The sequence below is a fragment of the Roseomonas rosulenta genome (genome assembly GCF_016106005.1).
Lineage (GTDB): Bacteria > Pseudomonadota > Alphaproteobacteria > Acetobacterales > Acetobacteraceae > Neoroseomonas > Neoroseomonas rosulenta.
Map to the genome: position 1 here is coordinate 1 of NZ_JACADR010000056.1, position 21730 is coordinate 21730.

Annotated in this window: 22 protein-coding genes; 9 read left to right on the top strand and 13 right to left on the bottom strand. The window is 71.4% G+C overall.

The genetic code is table 11. The features are described from left to right. The 3 genes from HW578_RS09640 to HW578_RS09650 all read right to left on the bottom strand — a co-directional run. Positions 1-421, bottom strand: a 421-nt coding sequence (locus tag HW578_RS09640; protein ID WP_456308270.1) for a hypothetical protein, incomplete at its 3' end; no start/stop codon positions are given. Continuing rightward, entirely contained in the window at positions 418-1050 is a 633-nt protein-coding gene (locus HW578_RS09645; RefSeq protein ID WP_198370343.1) for an isochorismatase family protein, read from the bottom strand. The genes HW578_RS09640 and HW578_RS09645, both read right to left, overlap by 4 nt. Before the next feature lie 232 nt (positions 1051-1282). Beyond that, positions 1283-2479 carry an FAD-dependent oxidoreductase gene (locus HW578_RS09650; protein ID WP_198370344.1) on the bottom strand — a complete coding sequence of 399 codons (1197 nt, stop codon included), beginning with the start codon at positions 2477-2479 and terminating at the stop codon, positions 1283-1285. A gap of 75 nt (positions 2480-2554) precedes the next feature. Between HW578_RS09650 and HW578_RS09655 the strand changes: the two genes are divergently transcribed. After that, positions 2555-3370, top strand: coding sequence for a S49 family peptidase (locus HW578_RS09655; protein WP_198370345.1), 816 nt, complete (start codon positions 2555-2557; stop codon positions 3368-3370). On the opposite strand, the gene HW578_RS09660 is transcribed toward HW578_RS09655, so the two are convergent. Beyond that, positions 3365-3568, bottom strand: coding sequence for a hypothetical protein (locus HW578_RS09660; RefSeq protein WP_198370346.1), 204 nt, complete (start codon positions 3566-3568; stop codon positions 3365-3367). The two genes, HW578_RS09655 and HW578_RS09660, sit on opposite strands and share 6 nt — an antisense overlap. Beyond that, positions 3561-3971, bottom strand: coding sequence for a ketosteroid isomerase-related protein (locus HW578_RS09665; RefSeq protein WP_232478831.1), 411 nt, complete (start codon positions 3969-3971; stop codon positions 3561-3563). The genes HW578_RS09660 and HW578_RS09665 overlap by 8 nt, the downstream gene beginning before the upstream one ends. Before the next feature lie 78 nt (positions 3972-4049). Here HW578_RS09665 and HW578_RS09670 point away from each other — a divergent pair, with 78 nt between their 5' ends. The 5 genes from HW578_RS09670 (at position 4050) to ppdK (ending at position 10468) form a co-directional block, all read left to right on the top strand. Beyond that, entirely contained in the window at positions 4050-4913 is an 864-nt protein-coding gene (locus tag HW578_RS09670) for a glycine--tRNA ligase subunit alpha (protein WP_198370348.1), read from the top strand. Positions 4914-4976: 63 nt separating this feature from the next. After that, positions 4977-5237, top strand: coding sequence for a type II toxin-antitoxin system VapB family antitoxin (locus tag HW578_RS09675; RefSeq protein ID WP_198370349.1), 261 nt, complete (start codon positions 4977-4979; stop codon positions 5235-5237). Further along, positions 5234-5623: a type II toxin-antitoxin system VapC family toxin gene (locus HW578_RS09680; RefSeq protein WP_198370350.1), complete on the top strand. Its 390-nt coding sequence runs from the start codon at positions 5234-5236 to the stop codon at positions 5621-5623. Before HW578_RS09675 ends, HW578_RS09680 begins: the two co-directional genes overlap by 4 nt. Next, positions 5623-7782, top strand: coding sequence for a glycine--tRNA ligase subunit beta (gene glyS, locus HW578_RS09685; protein ID WP_198370351.1), 2160 nt, complete (start codon positions 5623-5625; stop codon positions 7780-7782). The genes HW578_RS09680 and glyS overlap by 1 nt, the downstream gene beginning before the upstream one ends. Before the next feature lie 13 nt (positions 7783-7795). Further along, positions 7796-10468 carry a pyruvate, phosphate dikinase gene (gene ppdK, locus HW578_RS09690; RefSeq protein ID WP_198370352.1) on the top strand — a complete coding sequence of 891 codons (2673 nt, stop codon included), beginning with the start codon at positions 7796-7798 and terminating at the stop codon, positions 10466-10468. Positions 10469-10582: 114 nt separating this feature from the next. Here ppdK and purF read toward each other — a convergent pair whose 3' ends face one another. From purF to HW578_RS09725, 7 genes are all read right to left on the bottom strand, one after another. Then, positions 10583-12043 carry an amidophosphoribosyltransferase gene (gene purF, locus HW578_RS09695; RefSeq protein ID WP_198370353.1) on the bottom strand — a complete coding sequence of 487 codons (1461 nt, stop codon included), beginning with the start codon at positions 12041-12043 and terminating at the stop codon, positions 10583-10585. Positions 12044-12051: 8 nt separating this feature from the next. Continuing rightward, positions 12052-12612 carry a CvpA family protein gene (locus HW578_RS09700; RefSeq protein ID WP_198370354.1) on the bottom strand — a complete coding sequence of 187 codons (561 nt, stop codon included), beginning with the start codon at positions 12610-12612 and terminating at the stop codon, positions 12052-12054. A 31-nt stretch (positions 12613-12643) separates the two neighbouring features. Further along, complete coding sequence (gene radA / locus HW578_RS09705; RefSeq protein ID WP_198370355.1) at positions 12644-14050, bottom strand: DNA repair protein RadA; 1407 nt, start codon at positions 14048-14050, stop codon at positions 12644-12646. Position 14051: 1 nt separating this feature from the next. Beyond that, positions 14052-15809, bottom strand: coding sequence for an asparagine synthase (glutamine-hydrolyzing) (asnB, locus tag HW578_RS09710; protein ID WP_198370356.1), 1758 nt, complete (start codon positions 15807-15809; stop codon positions 14052-14054). Between the two features lie 4 nt (positions 15810-15813). Further along, a complete protein-coding gene (locus tag HW578_RS09715; RefSeq protein WP_198370357.1) occupies positions 15814-16827 on the bottom strand; it encodes a glycosyltransferase in 1014 nt (337 codons plus the stop codon). Positions 16828-16841: 14 nt separating this feature from the next. Beyond that, positions 16842-17621, bottom strand: coding sequence for a glycosyltransferase family 2 protein (locus HW578_RS09720; protein ID WP_198370358.1), 780 nt, complete (start codon positions 17619-17621; stop codon positions 16842-16844). Positions 17622-17874: 253 nt separating this feature from the next. Then, positions 17875-18798, bottom strand: coding sequence for a glycosyltransferase family 9 protein (locus HW578_RS09725; protein ID WP_198370359.1), 924 nt, complete (start codon positions 18796-18798; stop codon positions 17875-17877). A 121-nt stretch (positions 18799-18919) separates the two neighbouring features. Here HW578_RS09725 and ygfZ point away from each other — a divergent pair, with 121 nt between their 5' ends. After that, complete coding sequence (gene ygfZ, locus HW578_RS09730) at positions 18920-19744, top strand: CAF17-like 4Fe-4S cluster assembly/insertion protein YgfZ (RefSeq protein WP_198370360.1); 825 nt, start codon at positions 18920-18922, stop codon at positions 19742-19744. Next, positions 19741-20202 carry a methyltransferase family protein gene (locus HW578_RS09735; RefSeq protein ID WP_198370361.1) on the top strand — a complete coding sequence of 154 codons (462 nt, stop codon included), beginning with the start codon at positions 19741-19743 and terminating at the stop codon, positions 20200-20202. Before ygfZ ends, HW578_RS09735 begins: the two co-directional genes overlap by 4 nt. A 99-nt stretch (positions 20203-20301) precedes the next feature. On the opposite strand, the gene HW578_RS09740 is transcribed toward HW578_RS09735, so the two are convergent. Then, entirely contained in the window at positions 20302-20745 is a 444-nt protein-coding gene (locus HW578_RS09740) for a GNAT family N-acetyltransferase (RefSeq protein ID WP_369407862.1), read from the bottom strand. Positions 20746-20775: 30 nt separating this feature from the next. On the opposite strand from HW578_RS09740, the gene HW578_RS09745 reads away from it, so the two are divergent. Next, entirely contained in the window at positions 20776-21591 is an 816-nt protein-coding gene (locus tag HW578_RS09745; RefSeq protein WP_198370363.1) for a polysaccharide deacetylase family protein, read from the top strand. The last annotated feature ends 139 nt before the right edge of the window (positions 21592-21730 follow it).

The following is a 21730-nucleotide window of genomic DNA, read 5'->3' on the forward strand; positions in this document are numbered from 1 at the left end:
GCTCGGCGAGCCGAGGCAGCGGCGGCGGGACGGGCAGCGGCGGGCCGATCGGAGCCGGTGCGCCTGGCGGCCCTGCCGCGGCACCCTCCGCGCGCCGCCGTACCGCCGTCAGCAGCGCGAGGTTGGTGAGGTTGCCGCGGTTGTAGGTTTCGATGAGGGACGTGACTTCCGCCGGGGCCTGGAGGCGCGGCATGGTCGGCAGCGTGATGCGCGCGGCGATGCGATCCCGCGCACCGGCGGCGGCGCCCGATGCGAGCGCCGGGCGCGCCTGCGCCCACAGCCAGTCCAGCGCGCCCGGCAGCGCGGCCGCATGGCGCCAGATCAGGTTGACCTGAGGCACGCCGGTGAGATCCCGCAGCGCGGCGTAGATGGCCGCGGTGGCGGGCGGGGCGTCCGCGTCGCGCAGCTCGGCCAGGCTCATCGCGCCGGGGTCCAGGCTGCCTCCAACTGGGCCCGCGTCATCAGGTCGGCGTATTTCTGGCCCATGTCGAAGAGGTTCGCCTCATGCGGGCCGATGGCGCGGTCGCCGACGCAATCGGTCACGCAGATGGTGCGGAAATTGTGCTGCATGGCGTCCACCACCGTGGCGCGCACGCAGCCCGAGGTGGTGCAGCCCGCCACCGCCACCGTGTCCACGCGGCGGAAGGCGAGCCAGCCGGCCAGGTTGGTGTCGAAGAAGGCGGACGCGCCCTGCTTGCGGATGACGAGCTCGCCCGGCAGTGGCGTGAGTTCGGGCACGATCTGCGACAGCGGCGATGTCTCGGTCAGCTTGCGCAGGGATGGCGCCTTCAGCGTGAAGACGCCGGCATCCGAACCGTCCTCCGCATAGACCACGCGGGTATGGGCAACCGGCCAGTGGTGGCGCCGCGCGAAGGCCAGCAGCTCGACCGTCTGAGCGATGGCTGGGGCGATGTTGCCGCCGCCGAAATGCTCGGGATCGGAGAAGCCGACGACGAAATCGACAATGACCAGCGCCGGCGCCTTGCCGAGCCCGGCACGGTTGCCCATGCCCTGGCGGTGGTAGATGTCGGCCTCGGGGTGTCCGCTCATTTTGCTTTGTCCCTCAAACGGCGGGCGGCGAGAGTCTTTTTACGCCCTCAAACGCCGGGCGCCGCACATCCGTGCGGCTTGGCTTCGCGCCATGCATTGTTGAGCCGGGCGCGGCGCTCGGGTCGGGCGCGGTCGCGCTTTGCGTTCCCGGATCGCGCGGGGCGCGATCCGCGGTTTGGCACGGCGCGGCCGCGGCGCCTGTGCGGTCGTGGCGCGCCGCCAGACGGCGCTGTCACGCAACCTGCTCCAGGTCGCGCAGCGACTGGATCATCGAGCTGCGCAGCAGGAAGGCGCGGTGCTTCGCAGGGTCCGCCGCGGTGGCGCGCAGTTCGTCGTGATAGGCACGGCGCACCGCGGGGTCGCGCTGGTTCAGGATCTGGCGGTTGCGCGTCGTGGTCGCCTGTACCGTCTCGAGCGCCACCTTCCGGCGCTGCCGCCCGTAGCGCTCCATCAGCGACGCATCGGCGCCACGCCAGACCTGCGCCAGCTTCTCGGCCAGGTTGAAGGCATCGTGCACGCCGCCATTCATGCCCATGCCGCCCAGCGGGTTGTTGATGTGCGCGGCATCGCCCGCCAGGAAGCAGCGGCCCTTCACATAGGTCTCGGCGACGCGCTCATGCACACGATAGGCGGTGCGGTGGCGCAGCTCGTAGCCGGCTGGGTTGGGTACCACCGCCTGCAGCCGTTCCTCGATGCGCGCGGGGTCCATCATGCGCGCCTCGGTCTCCGCCGGATCGGTCGGGAACAGCACGCGCCACAGGGATGCGGTGCGCAGCAGCACGAACCATTCCTCGGGGTCGGAGATATAGGCGATGTTGGTCAGGTTCCCGATCGCGTCGTGAAAGGCGAAGGGGGTGGACAGGGTGAGGAAGATCTCCGGGATCGTCTCGCCCTCGAAGCTGATGCCGAGCGACTTGCGCACGGCGGAGGATGCGCCGTCCGCCCCGACCAGGTAGCGTCCGCGGATGGGTTCGCGTGTGCCGTCCGGGCGTTCGATGGTGAGAGTCACGGCATTCGCATCCTGCGCGACCTCCGCCGCCTTCGCATCGTACAGGAACGCCACGTCGGGATTGGTTGCGAGCCGGTCGCGCAGCATGCGCGTGAGGCGCCACTGCTCGCATTGCAGGCGATACGGATGCGCCGTGTCGTCCTTCAGGTGCCCCAGGTCGAAGGTCGCGATCAAGCCGGTGTGGCGGTCGCGGAACTGCCAGGTGGGGCAGATCAGGCCCTGGTCGATCATCGCCTGCACCACGCCGAAGCGTTCCAGCATGTCGAGGGTGGGTGGGTGGAACGTCGAGGCGCGCAGGTCGTCCGGGAGGTCGCGCGCCTGTTCTATGATGGTGACGGGGATGCCGTGCTCGGCCAGCACGGCGGCGGCGATCAGGCCGGAGGGGCCGGCGCCGGCGATCAGGACGCGATTGTCGATCATGCCCGCATTGCAGCGCGCGGCGCGCGCGGCGGCAAGGCGGCTTGATGCGGGCTGCCGCGGCGGCATCTATGCATCATGGCCTTCCTCCTGTTCGACCGTTCGCCACGCGTGGCGCTGATCCGCTTGACCGGCCTGATCGCCGCGCGCCCGGACCCCTTCGGCGGCGGGCTGAACGCCGCGGGCACCGGACCGCTGCTGGAACGCGCCTTCGCCATCAGGCGCCTGGCGGCGGTGATGCTGGTCGTGAATTCGCCGGGCGGGTCGCCGGTGCAGTCCTCGCTGATCGCGGGGCAGATCCGTCGGCTGACGGAACGGAAGAAGGTGCCGGTGATCGCCGTGGCCGAGGATGCGGCGGCCTCCGGTGGCTACTGGATCGCCTGCGCCGCGGACGAGATCGTGGCGGATCCGGCCTCGATCCTGGGCTCGATCGGCGTGATCAGCGGCGGCTTCGGCTTCGACCAGGCGATCGCGCGGCTTGGCGTGGATCGGCGGTTGCGCACCGCGGGGTCGGAGAAGTCGTTCCTCGATCCGTTCCGGCCGGAACGCCAGGAGGATGTGGCGCGGCTCGAGGATCTGCTCGGGAAACTGCACGAGGAATTCAAGGCCTGGGTCCGCGCCCGGCGCGGAGACCGGCTGAAGGCGCCGGAGGAGACGCTGTTCACCGGCCGCTTCTGGACGGGGCGGGAGGCGGTGGCGCTCGGCCTCGCCGACGGGCTTGGCGATGCGGAGGGCGAGGCGCGGCGCCGCTTCGGGGAGAAGGTGCGGATCATCCGCCTCGGTGCCCGGCGCCGGCCCTTCCCGTGGCGGCTGATCCCGGGTGCGCGGGAGGGTGTCGAGGCGATCGCCGCCGTGGCGGAGGAACGGGCGGCCTGGGCGAGGCTCGGTCTATAGCCCGGCCACCCCCGGCCCCAGCGTCTCGAACAGCCGCGCCAGCAACCGCGTGCGCTCGATGGTCGCGCCGATGCCGCGCAGCAGCGCCTCGGCATGGTCGGCCGCGCGGTTCACGCCGGCGGCGTCGTTGGTGAGGCTTTCGATCTCGACCCAGGCGCGCACGGCATCGAGCAGCGCCCCGGTCGTGAGATCACGCATCGGCGGAAACCTGGGCGATCCAGTCGGCCAGGTTGTAGTGCATGGTGACGCGCGCGATGCGCCCGTCGCGGATGACGTAGAAGGCCCCGGCCGGCAGCACGTAGCGCTGGCCGCGCGCCTCGGGCAGGCCATGATCGGTTGCCAGGTATTCGCCATGCACGGTGAACTCCGCGGCCGCGCGCGTGCCGTTGGCATCTGCCATCACCACGATGTCCTCGAGCCGCTCGCGGTAGCAGCGGTCCATCCGCGCCATGAAGGCGACGAAGGCGTCGCGCCCGACCTCGCGCCCGCCCTGGTTCACGTCATGCGCCACGTCCTCTGCCAGCAGGGCCAGCATGGCGGGGCGGTCGCCGCGGTTGAAGGCATCGAGATAGGCGCGGATCAGGGCGGCGGCGGTGTCCAAGGCGGTTTCCTTGCGGGGCAGGGGGCGGCCGCCTATAGGTGCCGCGCAATCGAGACCCGCGCCAGCCCCGGACCGCCCATGCCGCAGAAGCCACCGAGCTTCCAGGACATCATCCTGCGCCTCCATCGCTTCTGGTCGGACCAGGGCTGCGTCATCCTCCAGCCCTATGACATGGAAGTGGGCGCGGGCACCTTCCATCCCGCGACCACGCTGCGCGCGCTGGGGCCGAAGCCCTGGAAGGCGGCCTATGTGCAGCCCTCGCGCCGCCCCTCCGATGGGCGCTATGGCGAGAACCCGAACCGCCTGCAGCACTACTACCAGTACCAGGTCATCCTGAAGCCCTCACCGGCCGACCCGCAGGCGCTGCTGATCGAGAGCTACCGCGCGCTCGGCATCGACCCCGCGCTGCACGACATCCGCTTCGTCGAGGATGACTGGGAGAGCCCCACGCTCGGCGCCTGGGGCCTGGGCTGGGAGGTCTGGTGCGACGGGATGGAGGTGACGCAGTTCACCTATTTCCAGCAGGTCGGCGGCATCGCCTGTGAAAAGCCGTCGGCCGAACTGACCTACGGCCTGGAACGCCTGGCGATGTACATCCAGGGGGTCGAGAACGTCTACGACCTGGCCTTCAACGACGACGGCGTGAAGTACGGCGAGGTGTTCCTGCGCGCCGAGCGCGAATACTCCGCGCATAATTACGAGCACGCCGACGTGCCGATGCTGTTCCGCCATTTCGAGGATGCGGAGCGCGAATGCGCCGCGCTGCTGGAGCGCGGCTTGGCGCTGCCCGCCTATGACCAGTGCATCAAGGCAAGCCACCGCTTCAACCTGCTGGATGCGCGCGGGGCGATCAGCGTGACCGAGCGGGCCGCGTATATCGGGCGCGTGCGCAACCTCGCGAAGGGCTGCTGCGAGGCCTGGCTGGCGGGAGAGGCGGCGTGAGCAGCGCCTTGCGTCGCGGCGCAATTCTACCATATCAAGGCAGTGTTCTACCATGAGGCTGCCATGGGCCAGTTGAACATCAAGGACGATGTGCTGATCGCGGAGGCGAAGGAACTCGCCGCGCTGCTCGGCACCTCCGCCACCGGCGCGGTGCGCGTGGCGGTGCACGAGCGCCTGGCGCGGGAGAAGACCGACCGGGACGAGCGCAAGCAGCGCAAGGTCGCGGCCATCATGGCGATCGCGGAGGAGGCGTCGAAGCTGTTCCCCCCCGGCACCAGCAGCGACCACAGCGACCTCTATGACGAGAACGGCTTGCCCAGGTGATTCTTGATACCTCCGCCGTGCTGGCGATCCTGAAGGATGAACCGGAGGCCGCCGCCTTTGGCGATGCGCTCTCCGGCGCCAGGCGCGTCGCGATTGCGGCGCCGACGCTGGTCGAACTGAGCATCGTCGCGGAAAGCCGTGCGGGCGAGGCGGTCCGGTCCAGGATCGACGCCCTGCTGCATTCGCTGGACATCGAGGTCGTGCCCTTCACCGCGGCGCACGCCGCAGCCGCGCTGGATGGATGGCGCCGCTTCGGCAAGGGGCGGCATCCGGCGGGGCTGAATCTCGGCGACTGCTTCGCCTATGCACTGGCCAAGGCGCGCGGCGAACCTCTGTTGTTCAAGGGCGATGACTTCGCCCGCACCGATGTGAAGGCGGCGATCTAGTGCCTGAACTGCTGCTCGAACTGTTCTGCGAGGAAATCCCGGCGCGCATGCAGGCGCGCGCGACGGAAGATCTGTCGCGCCTGTTTGCCGAACGCTGCGCCGCGCTGATCGAAGCACCGCCGCTGACCTTCCACGGGCCGCGGCGCATCGGGCTGTCGGCGCTGCTGCGTGCGAGCGTCACCACCGAGGGCAAGGAGGAACGCGGCCCGCGCGTGGGCGCGCCCGATGCCGCGCTGGACGGCTTCCTGCGCAAGCATGGCGCGGCGCGCGAGGCGCTGGTGCAGGAGGGCCAGTTCTGGGTGCTGAAGAAGCCCGGCGAGATGGTCGAGGCGACCGCTCTGGTCGCGGCCGCTGTGCCGGCGATCATCCGTGGCTTTCCCTGGCCGAAGTCGATGCGCTGGGGCGGGACGTCGTCCATGACCTGGGTGCGGCCGCTCAAGCGCATCCTGTGCGTGCTGGATGGCGCGGTGGTGCCCTTCGACCTGCGGGCAGGCGACGATGACGGGCACGCGCTGGCGTCCGGCAACGAGACGGAAGGCCATCGCATCATGGCGCCCGGCGCCTTCGCCGTGCGCGGTCTGACCGACTACCAGGAAGGGCTGTGCGAGCGTCGCGTGGTTCTGGATGCGGCGGAGCGGGCGCGGCTGATCCGCGAGGGGATTGCTGAACTGGCCTGGCGCGAGGGGCTGGTGATGGTGCCCGACGAAGCGCTGGTATCTGAGGTCGCTGGATTGGTGGAATGGCCCGTGCCGCTTCTGGGCACCATCGACGCCGAATTCATGGATCTGCCGGTCGAAGTCATGCGCACCACGATGCGCGTCAATCAGCGCTATTTCGCGCTGCGCTATGCAGATGGTTCGCCGATTTCTTCCCCTGACCCTGACCCCGTTCGCGGCGGTGCGGCGCCACGCTTCGCGGTGGTAGCGAACGTCTCAGCCCCGGATGGTGGCGCGGCGATCGTGGCGGGTAATGAGCGCGTGCTGCGCGCGCGGCTGTCGGATGCGCGGTTCTTCTGGGACCTGGACCGGAAGCAATCCCTCGAGAGCTTCCTGCCGAAGCTGGACAGCGTGGTGTTCCACGCGAAGCTGGGGACGCAGGGGCAGCGGGTGGCGCGGCTGGAGAACCTGGCGCGTCTGATCGCGCAGACGCTGTGGCCTGACGACGCGGCGATTGCGACCGACGCGGCGCGGGCGGCGAAGCTTGCGAAGGCTGACCTGGCGTCCGGGATGGTCGGGGAATTCCCCGAACTGCAGGGCGTGATGGGACGCTACTACGCGCTGGCGCAGGGCGAGGCGCCGCGGGTGGCGGAGGCGATCGCGGCGCATTACCGACCGATAGGGCCGGGGGATGAGGTGCCGGGCGAGCCGGTGGCAATGGCGGTGGCGCTGGCGGATAAGCTGGACCAATTGTTGGCATTCTTTGATGCCGGTGAGAGGCCGACGGGATCGGGCGATCCATTCGCGCTTCGCCGCGCCGCTCTCGGCGTTCTTCGCATTGTGCGCGAGAACAGCCTCCGGCTTTCTCTCTTCGGCCCGTTCAACGACTATCCCAAGTCGATAAGGAACTGGCCTGGGACGCACCTAGACGTCCATCGGAAGGTTCGCCCGGATGGGCCACCGACCTGGAAGACAGGTCTAGAAGTATTCGACTTCCTCACCGACCGCCTCCGCGTCCAGCTCCGCGCCGAGGGGACCCGCCACGACGTCGTCACCGCCGTCCTCGGCGCCGCCCCCGACGACGACCTCAACCGCCTCCTCCGCCGCGCCGATGCCGTGCGCGCCTTCGTCGAATCCGAGGCCGGCGCCAATCTCCTCGCCGCCCACCGCCGCGCCGCCAACATCCTCCGCATCGAGGAAAAGCGCGACGGACACACCTACGACACCGGCTACGAGCACCACCTGCTCAAGGCCCATCCCGAGGAAGCCCTCGCCGCCGCCCTCGAAGACGCCGCCCAGCGCATCGAGCTCGACCTCTCCGCCGAGGACTTCGAACGCGCCATGGAGGCCATGGCAACGCTCCGCGCCCCGGTTGACGCTTTCTTCGACAAGGTCATCGTCAATGACCCGGCGCCGGAACTCCGCCGCAATCGCCTGAAACTACTCGCCCGGCTCCGCGCCACGATGGATGCGGTCGCCGATTTCTCGAAGATCGAAGCCTGAGCGGGAGCGCCCGATGACGCAGTGGGTCTATTCCTTCGGTGCCGGCCACAACGAGGGCCGCGCGGAGATGCGCAACCTGCTCGGCGGCAAGGGGGCGAACCTGGCCGAGATGGCCTCGATCGGCCTGCCGGTCCCGCCCGGCTTCACCATCACCACCGAGGTCTGCACCTGGTACTACGAGCACGGCCAGCATTACCCGGCCGACCTCGAAGCGCAGGTGAAGGCCGGCCTCGCGCGGATCGAGGCGGCAGTCGGCAACAGCTTCGGCGACCACCACAAGCCGCTGCTCGTCTCGGTGCGTTCCGGCGCGCGCGTGTCGATGCCCGGCATGATGGACACGGTGCTGAACCTCGGCCTCAACGACGCGACGGTGGAGGGCCTGGTCACCGCCTCCGGCGATGCGCGCTTCGCCTGGGATTCCTACCGCCGCTTCATCCAGATGTACGGCTCGGTCGTGCTTGGCGTGGACCACCACCGCTTCGAGGAAATCATCGAGCACGTGAAGCTCGACACCGGCAAGAACGAGGACACTGAGCTCACCGCCGCCGAATGGCACCGCGTGGTGCATGGCTACAAGGAGATGGTGCAGGAAGTCACCGGGAAGCCCTTCCCGCAGGACCCCTGGGAGCAGCTCTGGGGCGCGATCGGCGCGGTGTTCGGCTCCTGGCAGAACCAGCGCGCCGTCACCTATCGCCGGCTCAACGACATCCCGGCCGAATGGGGCACGGCGGTGAACGTGCAGGCGATGGTCTTCGGCAACATGGGCGAGGATTGCGCGACAGGCGTGTGCTTCACGCGCGACCCGTCGACCGGCGAGAACATCTTCTACGGCGAGTACCTGATCAACGCGCAGGGCGAGGACGTGGTGGCGGGCATCCGCACGCCGCAGCCCATGGCGCAGCTCAAGGCCAAGCCGGACGAGCGCAGCATGGAAGTCGCCATGCCGCAGGCCTACGCGGAGCTGGTCAAGGTGCGCGAGACACTCGAGCGCCACTACCGCGACATGCAGGACATCGAGTTCACGGTCCAGTCCAACAAGCTCTACATGCTGCAGACCCGCAACGGGAAGCGCACTGCGGCGGCCAGCCTCAAGATCGCCGTCGACATGGCGCGCGAGGGGCTGATCGACCACACGGAAGCCGTGAAGCGCGTGAACCCCGCCGCGCTGGACCAGCTGCTGCACCCGACCCTCGACCCCAAGGCACCGCGCAAGCTGCTGGCGAAGGGCCTGCCGGCCTCGCCGGGTGCCGCCTCCGGCATCGTGGTGTTCTCGGCGGATGAGGCGGAGGCCCGAGCCCAGAAGGGCGAATCCGTCATCCTCGTGCGCATCGAGACCAGCCCCGAGGACATCCACGGCATGCACGCCGCCAAGGGCATTCTGACCACGCGCGGAGGCATGACCAGCCACGCGGCCGTGGTCGCGCGCGGCATGGGCCGGCCCTGCGTGGCGGGCTGCGGCGGTGTCAGCGTGGACTACAACAACCAGGTGCTGTCCTCGGGCGGCATCCAGGTGCGCGGCGGCGAGATCCTGACCATCGACGGCGGTACGGGTGAGGTCTTCGTCGGCCCCGTCGCCATGATTGAACCCCAGCTCTCGGGCGACTTCGCTACCTTGATGGAATGGGCCGACCAGGTGCGCCGCATGAAGGTGCGCGCGAATGCGGAAACGCCGCTCGATGCCGAGACCGCGCGCAAGTTCGGCGCCGAGGGCATCGGCCTGTGCCGCACCGAGCACATGTTCTTCGACCCCGCGCGCATCGGCGCCGTCCGCCAGATGATCATGGCCGAGACCGAGCAGGGCCGGCGCGTGGCGCTCGCGCGCCTGCTGCCCTTCCAGCGGCAGGATTTCATCGACCTGTTCCGCATCATGGCGGGCCTGCCGGTCACGATCCGCCTGCTCGACCCGCCGCTGCACGAATTCCTGCCGCACAGCGAGTTCGAGATCGCGGAAGTCGCCGCCTCGCTCGGCGCGAATGTGGATGAGATGCGCCGCCGCGCGCAGGACCTGAGCGAAGCGAACCCGATGCTGGGCCATCGCGGCTGCCGGCTCGGCATCTCCTTCCCCGAGATCTACGAGATGCAGGCCCGCGCGATCTTCGAGGCCGCCTGCCAGATCGGCAAGGAGACCCACAAGGCACCGCATCCCGAGATCATGATCCCGCTGGTCGCGACGCGCCGCGAGCTCGAGATCACGCGCGCGCAGATCGACCGCGTCGCGCAGGAGGTCTTCGCCGAGATCGGCTACCACGTGGAATACAGCGTCGGCACCATGATCGAGCTGCCGCGCGCCGCGCTCACCGCCGATGCCATCGCTGAATCGGCCGACTTCTTCTCCTTCGGCACCAACGACCTGACGCAGACGACCTTCGGTCTGTCGCGCGACGACGCCGGCAAGTTCCTGCCGCTGTATATCGAGAAGGGCATCTTCCCGAAGGACCCCTTCGTGTCGATCGACCCCGACGGCGTCGGCGCGCTGGTGCGCATCGCGGCCGAGAAGGGCCGCAGTGTGAAGCGCGACATCAAGCTTGGCATCTGTGGCGAGCACGGTGGCGATCCCTCCTCGATCACCTTCTGCGAGAGTGTCGGCCTCGACTACGTCTCGTGCTCGCCCTACCGCGTGCCGGTGGCGCGCCTGGCGGCTGCGCAGGCCGCGCTCTCGGCAGGCGGGGTGGACCGCACCGCCTGACCGGCGCGCGCCAAAGGCGTTGCCGCGCGCCTCCGCCCGCGGCAACGCCTTCAGCACTTTGTCTTTGCGGGCATCTTCACCCGATCAGGTGATCCCACCTGATCGGGATGTGCTCTACGGGCTCGCCGGCTGCAGCAGCGAGAGTGGCCGGTCGGAATTGTCCTGCCAGTCGGTCAGCGGAATCGCGTAGTCGCCGGTGAAGCAGGCGTCGCAGAAATGCGGGTTGGCCGGGTCGCGCGACTGCTGGCCCAGCGCGCGGTACAGCCCATCGAGTGAGATGAAGGCCAGCGAATCCACGCCTATGATGCGTGCCATCTCCGCGATGTCGTGCTTGGCCGCCATCAGTTCCGAGCGTTCCGGCGTGTCGATGCCGTAGTAGCAGGAATGGGTCGTGGGCGGGGAGGAGATGCGCATGTGCACCTCCTTCGCACCCGCCTGCCGGACCATCTCCACGATCTTGCGCGACGTGGTGCCGCGCACGATCGAGTCATCCACCAGGATGACGCGCTTGCCTTCCAGGATCGGCCGGTTGGCCGAATGCTTCAGCTTCACGCCCAGATGACGGATCTGGTCGGTCGGCTCGATGAAGGTGCGGCCCACATAGTGGTTGCGGATGATGCCGAGTTCGAAGGGGATTCCCGCCTCGGCGGCATAGCCCATGGCCGCCGGCACGCCGGAATCGGGCACCGGCACGACCACATCGGCGGGCACGCCCGATTCGCGGGCGAGTTCCGCGCCGATCCGCTTGCGGGTGTCGTAGACCGGCGTGCCCTCCATCACGGAATCGGGGCGCGCGAAATAGATGTACTCGAAGATGCAGAAGCGCCCGGCCTGCCGCCCGAAGGGCTTCACCGATCGCACGCCCTCGTCGTTGATGACCACCACCTCGCCGGCCTCGATGTCGCGCACGAATTCGGCGCTGACGATATCGAGCGCACAGGTCTCGGAAGCCAGCACCCAGCCGCCATTGGCCAGGCGCCCGAGCACCAGCGGCCGCACGCCCAGCGGATCGCGCGCGCCGATCAGCGCGCCGTTGTGCAGCGCCACCAGGCTATAGGCCCCCTGCACCTGCTTCAGCGCGTCGATCAGCCGGTCCAGCACGGTGGAATAGAGGCTGATGGCGATCAGGTGGACGAAGACCTCGGAATCCGTGGTGCTCTGGAACAGGCAGCCGCGGCGCACGAGCGCGCGCTTGAGCGCCTGCGCATTGGTCAGGTTGCCGTTGTGCCCCACCGCGAAGCCGCCGAACTCGAAATCGGCGTAGAGCGGCTGCACGTTGCGCAGCGCCGTCTCGCCGGTGGTGGCGTAGCGGTTGTGGCCGACCGCGGCCTCGCCGCGCAGGGAGGCGATGACCTTCGCCTCGCCGAAATTGTCGCCGACCAGCCCCAGGCCCTTATGCGCGTGGAACCGCCCCTTCTCGTCGAGGGTTACGATGCCTGCCGCCTCCTGGCCCCGGTGCTGCAGGGCATGCAGGCCGAGCGCGGTCAGCGCGGCGGCGTCGCCGCCATTCCACACGCCGAAGACGCCGCATTCCTCATGCGGCTTGTCGTCGTCGAGGTCGAAGGGGGTGGTCATGCAGGACCTCAATTCCGGCTGCGGGCAGGGGGGCGCAGCAGATCATCCACGGTGGGGCCGCCCGGCCCAGGCGGGGCCACGAGCCGGGGGCGATAGGCCTCGGGCACCCGCTCCACCACCAGCCGCGCGCCCTCGGCGACGAAGGGCAGGCTGCGTGCCTGCTTCACCGCATCGGGCCAGGTGCCGGTCTCGGGGGCGAACATCCCGGCCATGATATAGGCAAGGAGAGCCAGCACCGCACCCCTCGCCGCGCCGAACACCAGGCCGAGCACGCGGTCGAGCCCGCCCAGCGACGAATCCTGCACCCGATCGGCGATGGCGTTGGTGAGCAGCTTCAGCGCCACCAGCACCACGAGGAACACCGCCCCCGCGCCGACCGCATCGGCGATCCATTCGGTTTCGATCCAGGCGTTGACATGGGGAAGCAGGTAGGGCCGGGCGAAAAAGGCCGCCGCCGCCGCACCCGCCCAGGCGCCGAGGCTCAGCACTTCCCGCACCAGGCCGCGGAAGAAGGCGACGATGGCCGAGATCACGACCACCCCTGCCAGGACACCGTCAACCCAGGTCATGCGGCCCCTATAGCGGGGCGGGGGCGGGCCGTCACGGGGCGGGGCGGGCGCGCTTCACGGTCTTCTCCGCGAAGACCGCGACGAGGTCGGCCATGTGTCCGGTCTCGGCCAGCGCCATGCCTTCCGGCGCGGCGGCCGCCTTGCCGCCGCGTGCCACACGCCGCGGCAGGGTGGCGGCGGTGAAGCCGAGCTTGGCGGCCTCGCGCAGGCGCGTCTCGGCCTGCGGGACCTGGCGCACCTCGCCCGACAGCCCGACCTCGCCGAAATAGACGCGCCCGGGGTCGGTCGGCCGGTCGGTCGCGGCGGAGACCAGCGCCGCGGCCACCGCCAGGTCCGCCGCCGGCTCGTTGATGCGCAGCCCGCCCGCGATGTTCAGGTAGACGTCGTTCTGCCCGAGCGACATGCCGCAGCGCGATTCCAGCACCGCCAGCAGCATCGACAGCCGCCCGGAATCCCACCCGACCACCTGCCGCCGCGGGGAGCCGCCGGAACTCGGCGAGAGCAGCGCCTGGATCTCGACCAGCACGGGGCGCGTGCCCTCGATGCCGGCGAAGACCGCGCTGCCCGAGACATTGCCGCGCCGCTCCGCCAGGAACAGGGCGGACGGGTTGGCCACCTCCATCAGCCCGGTGCCGGTCATCTCGAAGACGCCGATCTCGTCGGTGGCGCCGAAGCGGTTCTTGACCGCGCGCAGGATGCGGAACTGGTGGCCGCGGTCGCCTTCGAAATACAGCGTCGCGTCGACCATGTGCTCGAGCACGCGCGGGCCGGCCAGCGTGCCTTCCTTGGTCACGTGCCCTACCAGCACGATGGCGAAGCCGCGCGCCTTCGCCAGGCGGATCAGCTCGGCCGCGCAGGCGCGCACCTGCGCCACCGTCCCGGGCGCGGAATCGAGCGCATCGAGCCACACCGTCTGGATCGAATCGATCACCACCAGGGCCGCGTCGGCCTCGCCTTCCAGGCTGGCCACGATGTCGCGCAGCGCGGTGGCGGCGGCGAGCGCCATCGGGCTGTCGGTCAGGCCGAGCCGGGCCGCGCGCAGGCGCACCTGCTCCACCGCCTCCTCGCCGCTCACATACAGCACGCGCCGCCCGGCCGAGGCCACGCGCGCCGCTGCCTGCAGCAGGATGGTGGACTTCCCGATCCCCGGATCGCCGCCGACCAGCACGGCCGATGCCGCGACCAGCCCGCCGCCCAGCACGCGGTCCAGTTCCGCGATGCCCGTCGGGATGCGCGGCGGCGGCGCGCTGCTGCCCTTGAGGCCGACGAATTCCACCCGCCGCCCACCGCCGGCCTTGGCCGCGGGGCCCGGGCCGCGCGGGGCGGGGGCTTCCTCGGAAAGCGTGTTCCATTCGCCGCAGGCCTCGCAGCGGCCCTGCCATTTCGGGTGCACGGCGCCGCAGGCCTGGCAGACGAAACGTGTCTTGTCGCGCGCCATCCTAGCGTTCCGCCAAGTAGGCCAGCACGTCGCCCTGCGGCGCGATGCCCTCGACATGCCGCCTGTGCCACAGGGCGTGGAACAGCAGGTGCCAGGCGGCGAAGCCCTCGCGCTTGCCGGCGGCGGCGCGGAACAGCGGCAGGATGCGGTCCGGCTTCGCGATCTCGGCCACGCCGGGCTGCGCGGCCACCAGCGGCGCCAGGCGATCCGCGGCTTCGGCGATCCAGGCGCCGACCGGCACGGTGAAGCCCTGCTTCTTGCGAAAGGGCTCGCTGGCCGGGAAGTGGCGCGCCAGCCATTGCCGCAGGATCCACTTGCCCTGCCCACCCTGCACCTTCAGCGCATCCGGCAGGCGGAAGGCGGCGGCGGCGACGCCCGCATCGAGGAAGGGCGTGCGTCCTTCCACGCCGTGCGCCATGAGGCAGCGGTCGAGCTTCACCAGCAGGTCGTTCGGCAGCCAGTCGGCCACGTCCAGCGCCTGCGCCGCCTGCAGCCGCGTGCGCCCGGGCGTGGCGGCGGCGGATTCGGCGGCTGCGATGCCGTCGCGCCAGAAGCGCGGCGGGCTGCGCAGCACGTCCAGCCGGTCGAAGGCACCATGCGCGCGCATCGCCTTGCCGCCGCGCCACCAGGGGCGCATGGCGGAGCGGTAGCGGCCATAGCCGCCGAAGATCTCGTCCCCGCCCTCGCCGGAGAGCACGACCTTCACCTCCTCCCGCGCGCGCCGCGCCAGGAACCAGGTGGGGATGATGGCGTAGTCCGCCGCCGGGTCGTCCATGGCGGCGACGATCTCGGGCAGGTGCCGCCAGACCATCTCGCGCGTGACGTCGAGCGTGACGTGGCGCGCGCCCGCCGCGCGCGCCGCATGCGCCGCCGCCTCGCGCTCGTCGGCCGCGCCGGGCACGTCGAAGCCGGCGGTGAAGGCCAGCACCGGGCGGTCGTTCAGCCGCGCCATCAGCGCCAGCACGGCGGCCGAATCCGTGCCGCCCGAGAGGAACATGCCGTAGGGCACGTCGGAGCGCTGGTGCAGGTCCACGCTCCGTTCCAGGGCCGCGTCCAGCCGTGCGAGGGCCGCATCCGCGCCGATGCTCTCCGGCCCGCCCTCGGGCAGGGCGGCGCGGCGGCGGCGCTCCACCACGCTGCCATCGGCGATCACGACCGTCTCGCCCGGCAGCAGGCGGCGGATGCCCTCGAAGATGGTCTCGGCGCCGGTGGTGAACTGCAGCTGCAGCAATTCGTGCAGCGCCGCTCCGCGCAGCCGCGGCGCCACCAGGCCCGCGGCGATCAGCGCCTGCGGTTCGGAGGCGAAGGCGATGCCCTGCGGCGTCTCGGTCAGGTAGAGCGGCTTGATGCCGAAGGGGTCGCGCGTCAGCACCACCTGGCGCGTCGCGCGGTCATGGATGGCGAGCGCGTACATCCCGCGCAGCGTCTCGGCGAAGCCCGCGCCGTCGCGGCGGAACAGGTGCAGCGGCGGCTCGCAATCCGAGCCCGTCGCACACGCCAACGCGTTGTCGGCGCGCAATTCGCGGTAGTTGTAGACCTCGCCATTGCCGACCAGGCTGGCCGGGCCGGCATGCAGCGGCTGGTCGCCGGTGACCAGGTCGATGATGGCGAGCCGCGTATGCGACAGCGCCACATTGCCCTGCACATGGTGCCCGTGCCCGTCCGGGCCGCGATGCGCCAGCGCACGCGTCAGCGCATCGAGCACCGCGCGGTCGGGCGTCGCCCCGGGCTTCAGCGCGAGGCCGGCAATGCCGCACATCGCCTCAGGCCGCCTGACGCTTCGGCGCGACGGCGGCGAGGAAATCCCGCCAGCGCGCCACCACGGCGGCCTGCGTGAAGCCGCGGAGCCAGGCCGCGCGCCCGGCGGCCCCGAGTGCGGCCGCACGCGCCGGGTCATCGAGCAGCCGCGCAACCGCCACCGCCAGCGCGCCGGGGTCTTCGGGTGGCACCATCACGCCGTCGATGCCGTCGGTGACGAGTTCCAGCGGCCCCTGCGACGCCACCGACACCACCGCGCGCCCGGCCGACCAGGCCTCCAGCACGATGTTGCCGAGCGGTTCATGCCGTGACGAACACACGAACACCTCGGCCGCCGCCAGCAGCGCGCCGGTGTCGCGCCGCCAGCCGAGGAAGGCCACGCGATCCGCCACGCCCAACTCCCGCGCGAGCGTCTGGAGCGCCGGGCGCTCCGGCCCTTCGCCGGCGATCGACAGATGCGCCGACGGCAGCTGCGCAAGCGCCCGCAGGGCAATGTCGAAGCCCTTGTTGCGATGCAGCCGGCCCATCGCCAGCAGCCGCCGCGCGCCGGGTGGCGCGGGAAGGTCCGCCGGCGCGGCGCCGGCCAGGTCATCGACGAAATTCGGCAGGTAATGCGCACGCGCCGCCGGCCAGCCCTGTTCCGTGAGCCAGCGGACGATGCCGCGCGTATTCCCCACGATGTGGTCGCAGCGGCGGTAGTATTTGAGGTCGTAGAAGCCGCCCATGCGGCCCACCAGCGTCCAGGGCCCCTTCGGCGTGAAGCGCGCCGCGCGGTTCATCCAGGCCACCGTCACCGCCGGCGCGAAGCCGCCCAGCACGCGCCGCAGCCGCGGCCCGGTCAGCAGGTCGAGCGCCCCGCCGAAGCCGAGTTCGACCGGATCGACCCCGCCCGCGCGTAGCCGCGCCGCACGCTCCGCATCGCGGCGGATGACGGGCAGCACGTCCTCCCCCGCCGCATGCAGCGCAATGCTCAGCCGCTCGTAGAACCCCTCGGCCCCGCCGTGATGCGCGCCGGCCATGACCTGCGCGATCCTCACCGCCGGCCCCCGTGCTTCTCGGGCTCGAGCTTCGCCTTGAGATACGACAGCAGCGGAAACGCCCCGGTGCACAGCGCCAGCAGCACGCCCCAGCCGCCCTCCCGATACCCCTTGCGCGAGACATAGGACTTGAACCCGCGCGAGAAGAATCGCCGCACATTGGCGCGCAGGGTGCCGATGTTTCCCGCCGCGATCAGGTCCGCCGCCTTGGCGCTGGAATAGCGGTCGAGGCGGCGCAGCATGTCCGAGATGTCGCGATCCACCAGGTGCACCAGCGCGCCCCGCGTGATCTTCGGCCCCTCCTGGCCCGTCCAGTCGAGCCCCGGATGCACGCGCTGCGCCCGCCAGCGCTTCGCCCCGCGACGGAACAGCCGCGGCACGGAGGTGGTTCCGAAACTCCCCGCCCAGCCGAAGCGCAGCAGCCGGTCGCCCACATAGTTGTCGACCGGCACTTGGTGCCAGGCACGGGTGCTGGTCGCGATGGTCTCGCGCACCGCCGCCGCCAGCGCGGCATCCACGCGCTCATCGGCATCGACCTCCAGCACCCAATCCCCGGTGCAGGCCTCGATGCCCGTGTTCCGCCGCTCGCCCTCCAGTTCCCAAGCCCCCTCGACCACCCGCGCCCCGGCCTCGCGCGCGATCCGCGCACTGCCATCCGTGCTGCGATCGAGCACCACCACCACCTCATCGGCAAAGGCCACCGAAGCAAGGCAGTCCGGCAGGCGCGCCTCCTCGTTGCGGGCGACGATGAGGGCAGAGAGGCGAGGGGCGGTCATGGCGCGACGGTCGCGCGGGGGAGGGCTCTGCCCTCCCCCGAACCCCCATCCGCCAGGGGGCTACGGCCCCCTGGACCGCGGGTTTTGAATCGGGGTGTTCGGGGAGGGGCGTTGTCGGCGATGCCCGGCGCGCAAGTCGCGCCTCGCCGCTCCCCGAACACCCCGATCAAGTCGAGGGGTCCAAGGGCCTTAAGCCCTTGGCGGGGTGAGGTTTGGAGCGGGGCAGAGCCCCTCTCCAAGGCGCCCGCCGCCATCATGCCGCCACCGCCTCCGGCCGCGCCAGCAGCGCGGTGGCTTCGTCTGCCACGCGGGTGGCGGTCAGGGCGCCCATGGGGGCGGCGCCAGGGGGGCCTTTGGCGAGGACGGCCAGGGCGCGGGCGCCGATGGGCGCGTATTCCGAGGCCGGCGTCGGGCCGAACAGGCCGATGGTGGCGCAGCCGGTGGCCGCGCTCAGATGCATCAGGCCGGAGTCGTTGCCGACGAACAGGGCGCAGCGCGACAGCACGGCTGCGGCTTCCGGGAGGTCGAGGGCGCCGACCAGGTCAATGGCGCCGGGCAGGGCGTCGAGGACCGGCTGAGCCATGGTGCGTTCCTGCTCCCCCGGGCCGCCGAGCACGGCGATTCGCGCGCCCTCCAGCGCGCCGCCGGGCTGGGTGAGCAGCCGGGCGAGCGTCAGGAAGCGGTCGGCCGGCCAGACCTTGCGCACCCAGTTCGCGGTCGGGCCGAGGGCGAGCACGGGCGGGCCCGGCGGCAGCAGGGTGGCGGCGCGGCCGGCCTCGGCCTCGCCGAACCAGGCGACGGGGCGGGGCGCGGGGCTGATGCCGAGGGTCTGCGCCAGGTGCAGCAGGCGGTGGCCTGGCCGACGCCCGCCGCGCATCACGGCGCGCCGGCGGGCGAGCAGCAGCCAGGCGATGGCGGACCCGCGCAGGTCCACCACCAGGTCCCAGCGGGTGAAGGCCACCTGTGCCCAGAGGCCCAGCCAATGCAGGCCGTAGCGCCTCTTCTCGATCGGGATCAGGCGTTCGAGACCGGGCATGCGGCGGAACACGCCCTCGGCCACGCGGCCGCAGGCGATGGTGAAGCGCGCCTCGGGGTGGGCGTGCATCAGGTGGTCGAGCAGCCCGGTGGACAGCACGGCATCGCCGATCCGGGTCGAGGTGATGAACAGCACGCGCACGGCGCGGCTGTATCACGCCCCGCGCGCGGGGGGGAGGTTGCGCGACGGCGCACGAGGGAGGTTGCGCGACGGCGCACGGGGGAGGTTGCACCGGCGCCCCGCCCGGCACACCTGAACGGGCATGAGCCTCGCATATCTGCCCGACCGTGGCGTGCTGGAGGTGGCCGGCCCGGATCGGGTCGCCTTCCTCCAGGGCCTTGTCTCCAACGACGTGTCCGACATTCGCGGCGGCGATGCCGTCTGGGCGGCCCTGCTGACGCCGCAGGGCAAGTGGCTGGCGGATTTTTTCGTCCTCGCCACGCCGGAGTCGCTGCTGCTGGATGCCGAGCGCGCGCAGGTGCCGATGCTGCTGCAGCGGCTCTCGCGCTTCCGGCTGCGCTCCAAGGTTGAACTGCGCGATGCGTCGCAGGACTGGCACGTCCATGCCGCCTGGGGGGATGTCGTGATCTCGGAAGGGTTCGGCGCCCGCGACCCCCGCCTGCCGGAGGCGGGCTGGCGCATCCTTGCGCCGATGCCCCTGGCCGGTCCGGAGAGTGCCGATGCGTATGACAGTCACCGCCTCCAGCATGGCCTGCCGGACGGCTCGAAGGACCTGGATGCCGAGAAGACGGTGCTGCTCGAGGCCGGCTTCGACGAGCTGCACGGCGTCTCCTGGACCAAGGGCTGCTACATGGGGCAGGAGCTGACGGCGCGCACGCGCTATCGCGGGCTGCTCAAGCGGCGGCTCGTGCCGGTGCTGGTGGATGGCCCGCTGCCGCCGCGCGGCACGGGGGTGACAGATGAAGCGGGTGCTGAGGTCGGCGAGATGCGCTCGGGGCGCGGCCGGCGTGGCCTCGCGCTGCTGCGCCTCGATGCGCTCGAACGGAGCCCGCTTCTTGCGGGCGGAGCGCGTCTCTCGCCCGAGATACCGGCGTGGATGCGCCTGCCGGCGCGCGAGCAGGCATGACCGTCCCCGACCACGGACCCGGCGTGCGCATCCCCCCGCCGGTGATGGTGGCGGCGCTGCTGGCTGCCGCCTGGCTGCTGCGCCAGGCGGTGCCGGTGCCGATCGGTCCGCCGCTGCCCGCGCTCGGCGCCATGGTGATCTTCGCCGCGCTGGCGCTGATCGGCTGGGCCATCCTGGTCATCGTGCGCGCCGGCACCGACCCGCGCCCGGACAAGCCCGACGCCGCGATGGTCGAGTCCGGGCCGTTCCGCTTCAGCCGCAACCCGATCTATCTGGGCTTCCTGCTGGCGGTGGCAGGCTTCGCGCTGCGCTGGGGGGACCTCTGGGGCTGGGTGGCGGTGGTGGCCGGGCACCTGGTGCTCGACCGGCTGGTGGTGGCCAAGGAGGAAGCCTACCTCGCCACACGCTTCGGCGCGGCCTACGAGGCGTACCGGGCGAGGGTGCGGCGCTGGGTCTGAGTTGTGGGTCGCGGCCGACGGCGCGACCAGGGCGGCGGCACCCACGCCCCCGCCAGCGCGGGAACGTCAACGCCGGATCGCCACGCAGGGCGGACGCGGTTACCCGAGCCGCTTGCGCAGGAACACCCGGTGCTGGCCGCCCGGATAACCCTCCAGCACGCCGAAACGCTCATAGCCCAGTGCCAGATAGAAGCCCTCGGCCTGGAAGGTGTCGAGCCAGGCGGAATGGCAGCCTGCGGCCAGCGCATGCGCCTCGGCACGCGCCATCAGCCGCCGCCCCGCGCCCTGGCCGCGCAGCGCGTCATCGACCCAGACCGCCTCGACGAACAGCCAGCCCCAGGACAGCACGCCGCTGAGACCGGCCAGCAGCGTGCCGTCCGGTGCCCGCAACGCCAGGGCGAAGCGCTCGGCCGCATGCGGCACCGTCCGGCCGTGGAAGGCGTTGATCGCCTGGCCGAGCCCGGCCCGGAAGGTCGCCGGCGGGTCGGTGTCGATCGCCAGCGCCAGCCCGCCGGGCAGCGCGTCCAGGATGGTCTCGGTCACGGCCGCGATCATCGACCATGGCCTGCGCGGATGCTACACCGCCCCGCGAACAAGGCCCTGCCGATGTGCCGCTGCTGCCCGGACCCTGCGCCGACCCGTCGCGACCTCGGCCGCCTGCTGCTGGGGGCTGCGCCGCCCGCGGCGCTGGCCTGCACGCCGGGAACCTCCGATGCCCGGCTCTCGCCGCGGCTGCACCTGGCCCCCGCCGGCGGGCCGCGCGTGGCGCTCACCCTCGATGCCTGTTCCGGGCGCACCGACCGGCGCGTCCTCGATGGGCTGGTCGAACTCGGCGTGCCGGCGACCATCTTCGCCACCGCGATCTGGCTGCAAGCCAATCCCGCCACCGTGGCGCTGCTCCGTGCGCGGGCCGACCTTTTCACCCTGCAGAACCACGGCGCGCGCCACGTCCCGGCCGTGCTGGGGGCGGGGCGGCTGTTCGGCGTGGCGGTCGCCGGGACACTCGATGCGGTTCGCCAGGAAGTCGCCGGCGGCGCCGCGGCGATCGCCGCCACCGGCGCGCCGGCCCCGGGCTGGTATCGCGGCGCGACGGCCCTCTACAGCGCCGCGGCGCTGGGCGAGATCCGCGCCATGGGGTCGCGCGTCGCCGGCTATTCGCTCAATGCCGATGAGGGCGCGAGCCTGCCCGCCGCCACCGTCGCCCGCCGCATCGCCGCGGCGCGCGACGGGGATGTGGTGATCGCCCACATGAACCGCCCCGACCGACCGAGCGGCCCGGGCGTGGTGGCGGGCATCGCGGCGCTGCACGCGCGGGGCTTCGCCTTCGCCCGGCTCGATGCCGGCGCGATCGAGACCGATTGCCCGCCGCCCACGCGCCGCATGGCGTGATGGCCCGCTTCACCTGTCCTTGACGTCTGCCCGGCAGGATATGCCGGTATGACCAGCCCGACCGCCCCTCGCCAGGCCGGCCAGCCTCCGCCCCGACCGGCGGCCGCGCCGCGACCGTCCGGCCCGGCCGCCCCGGACG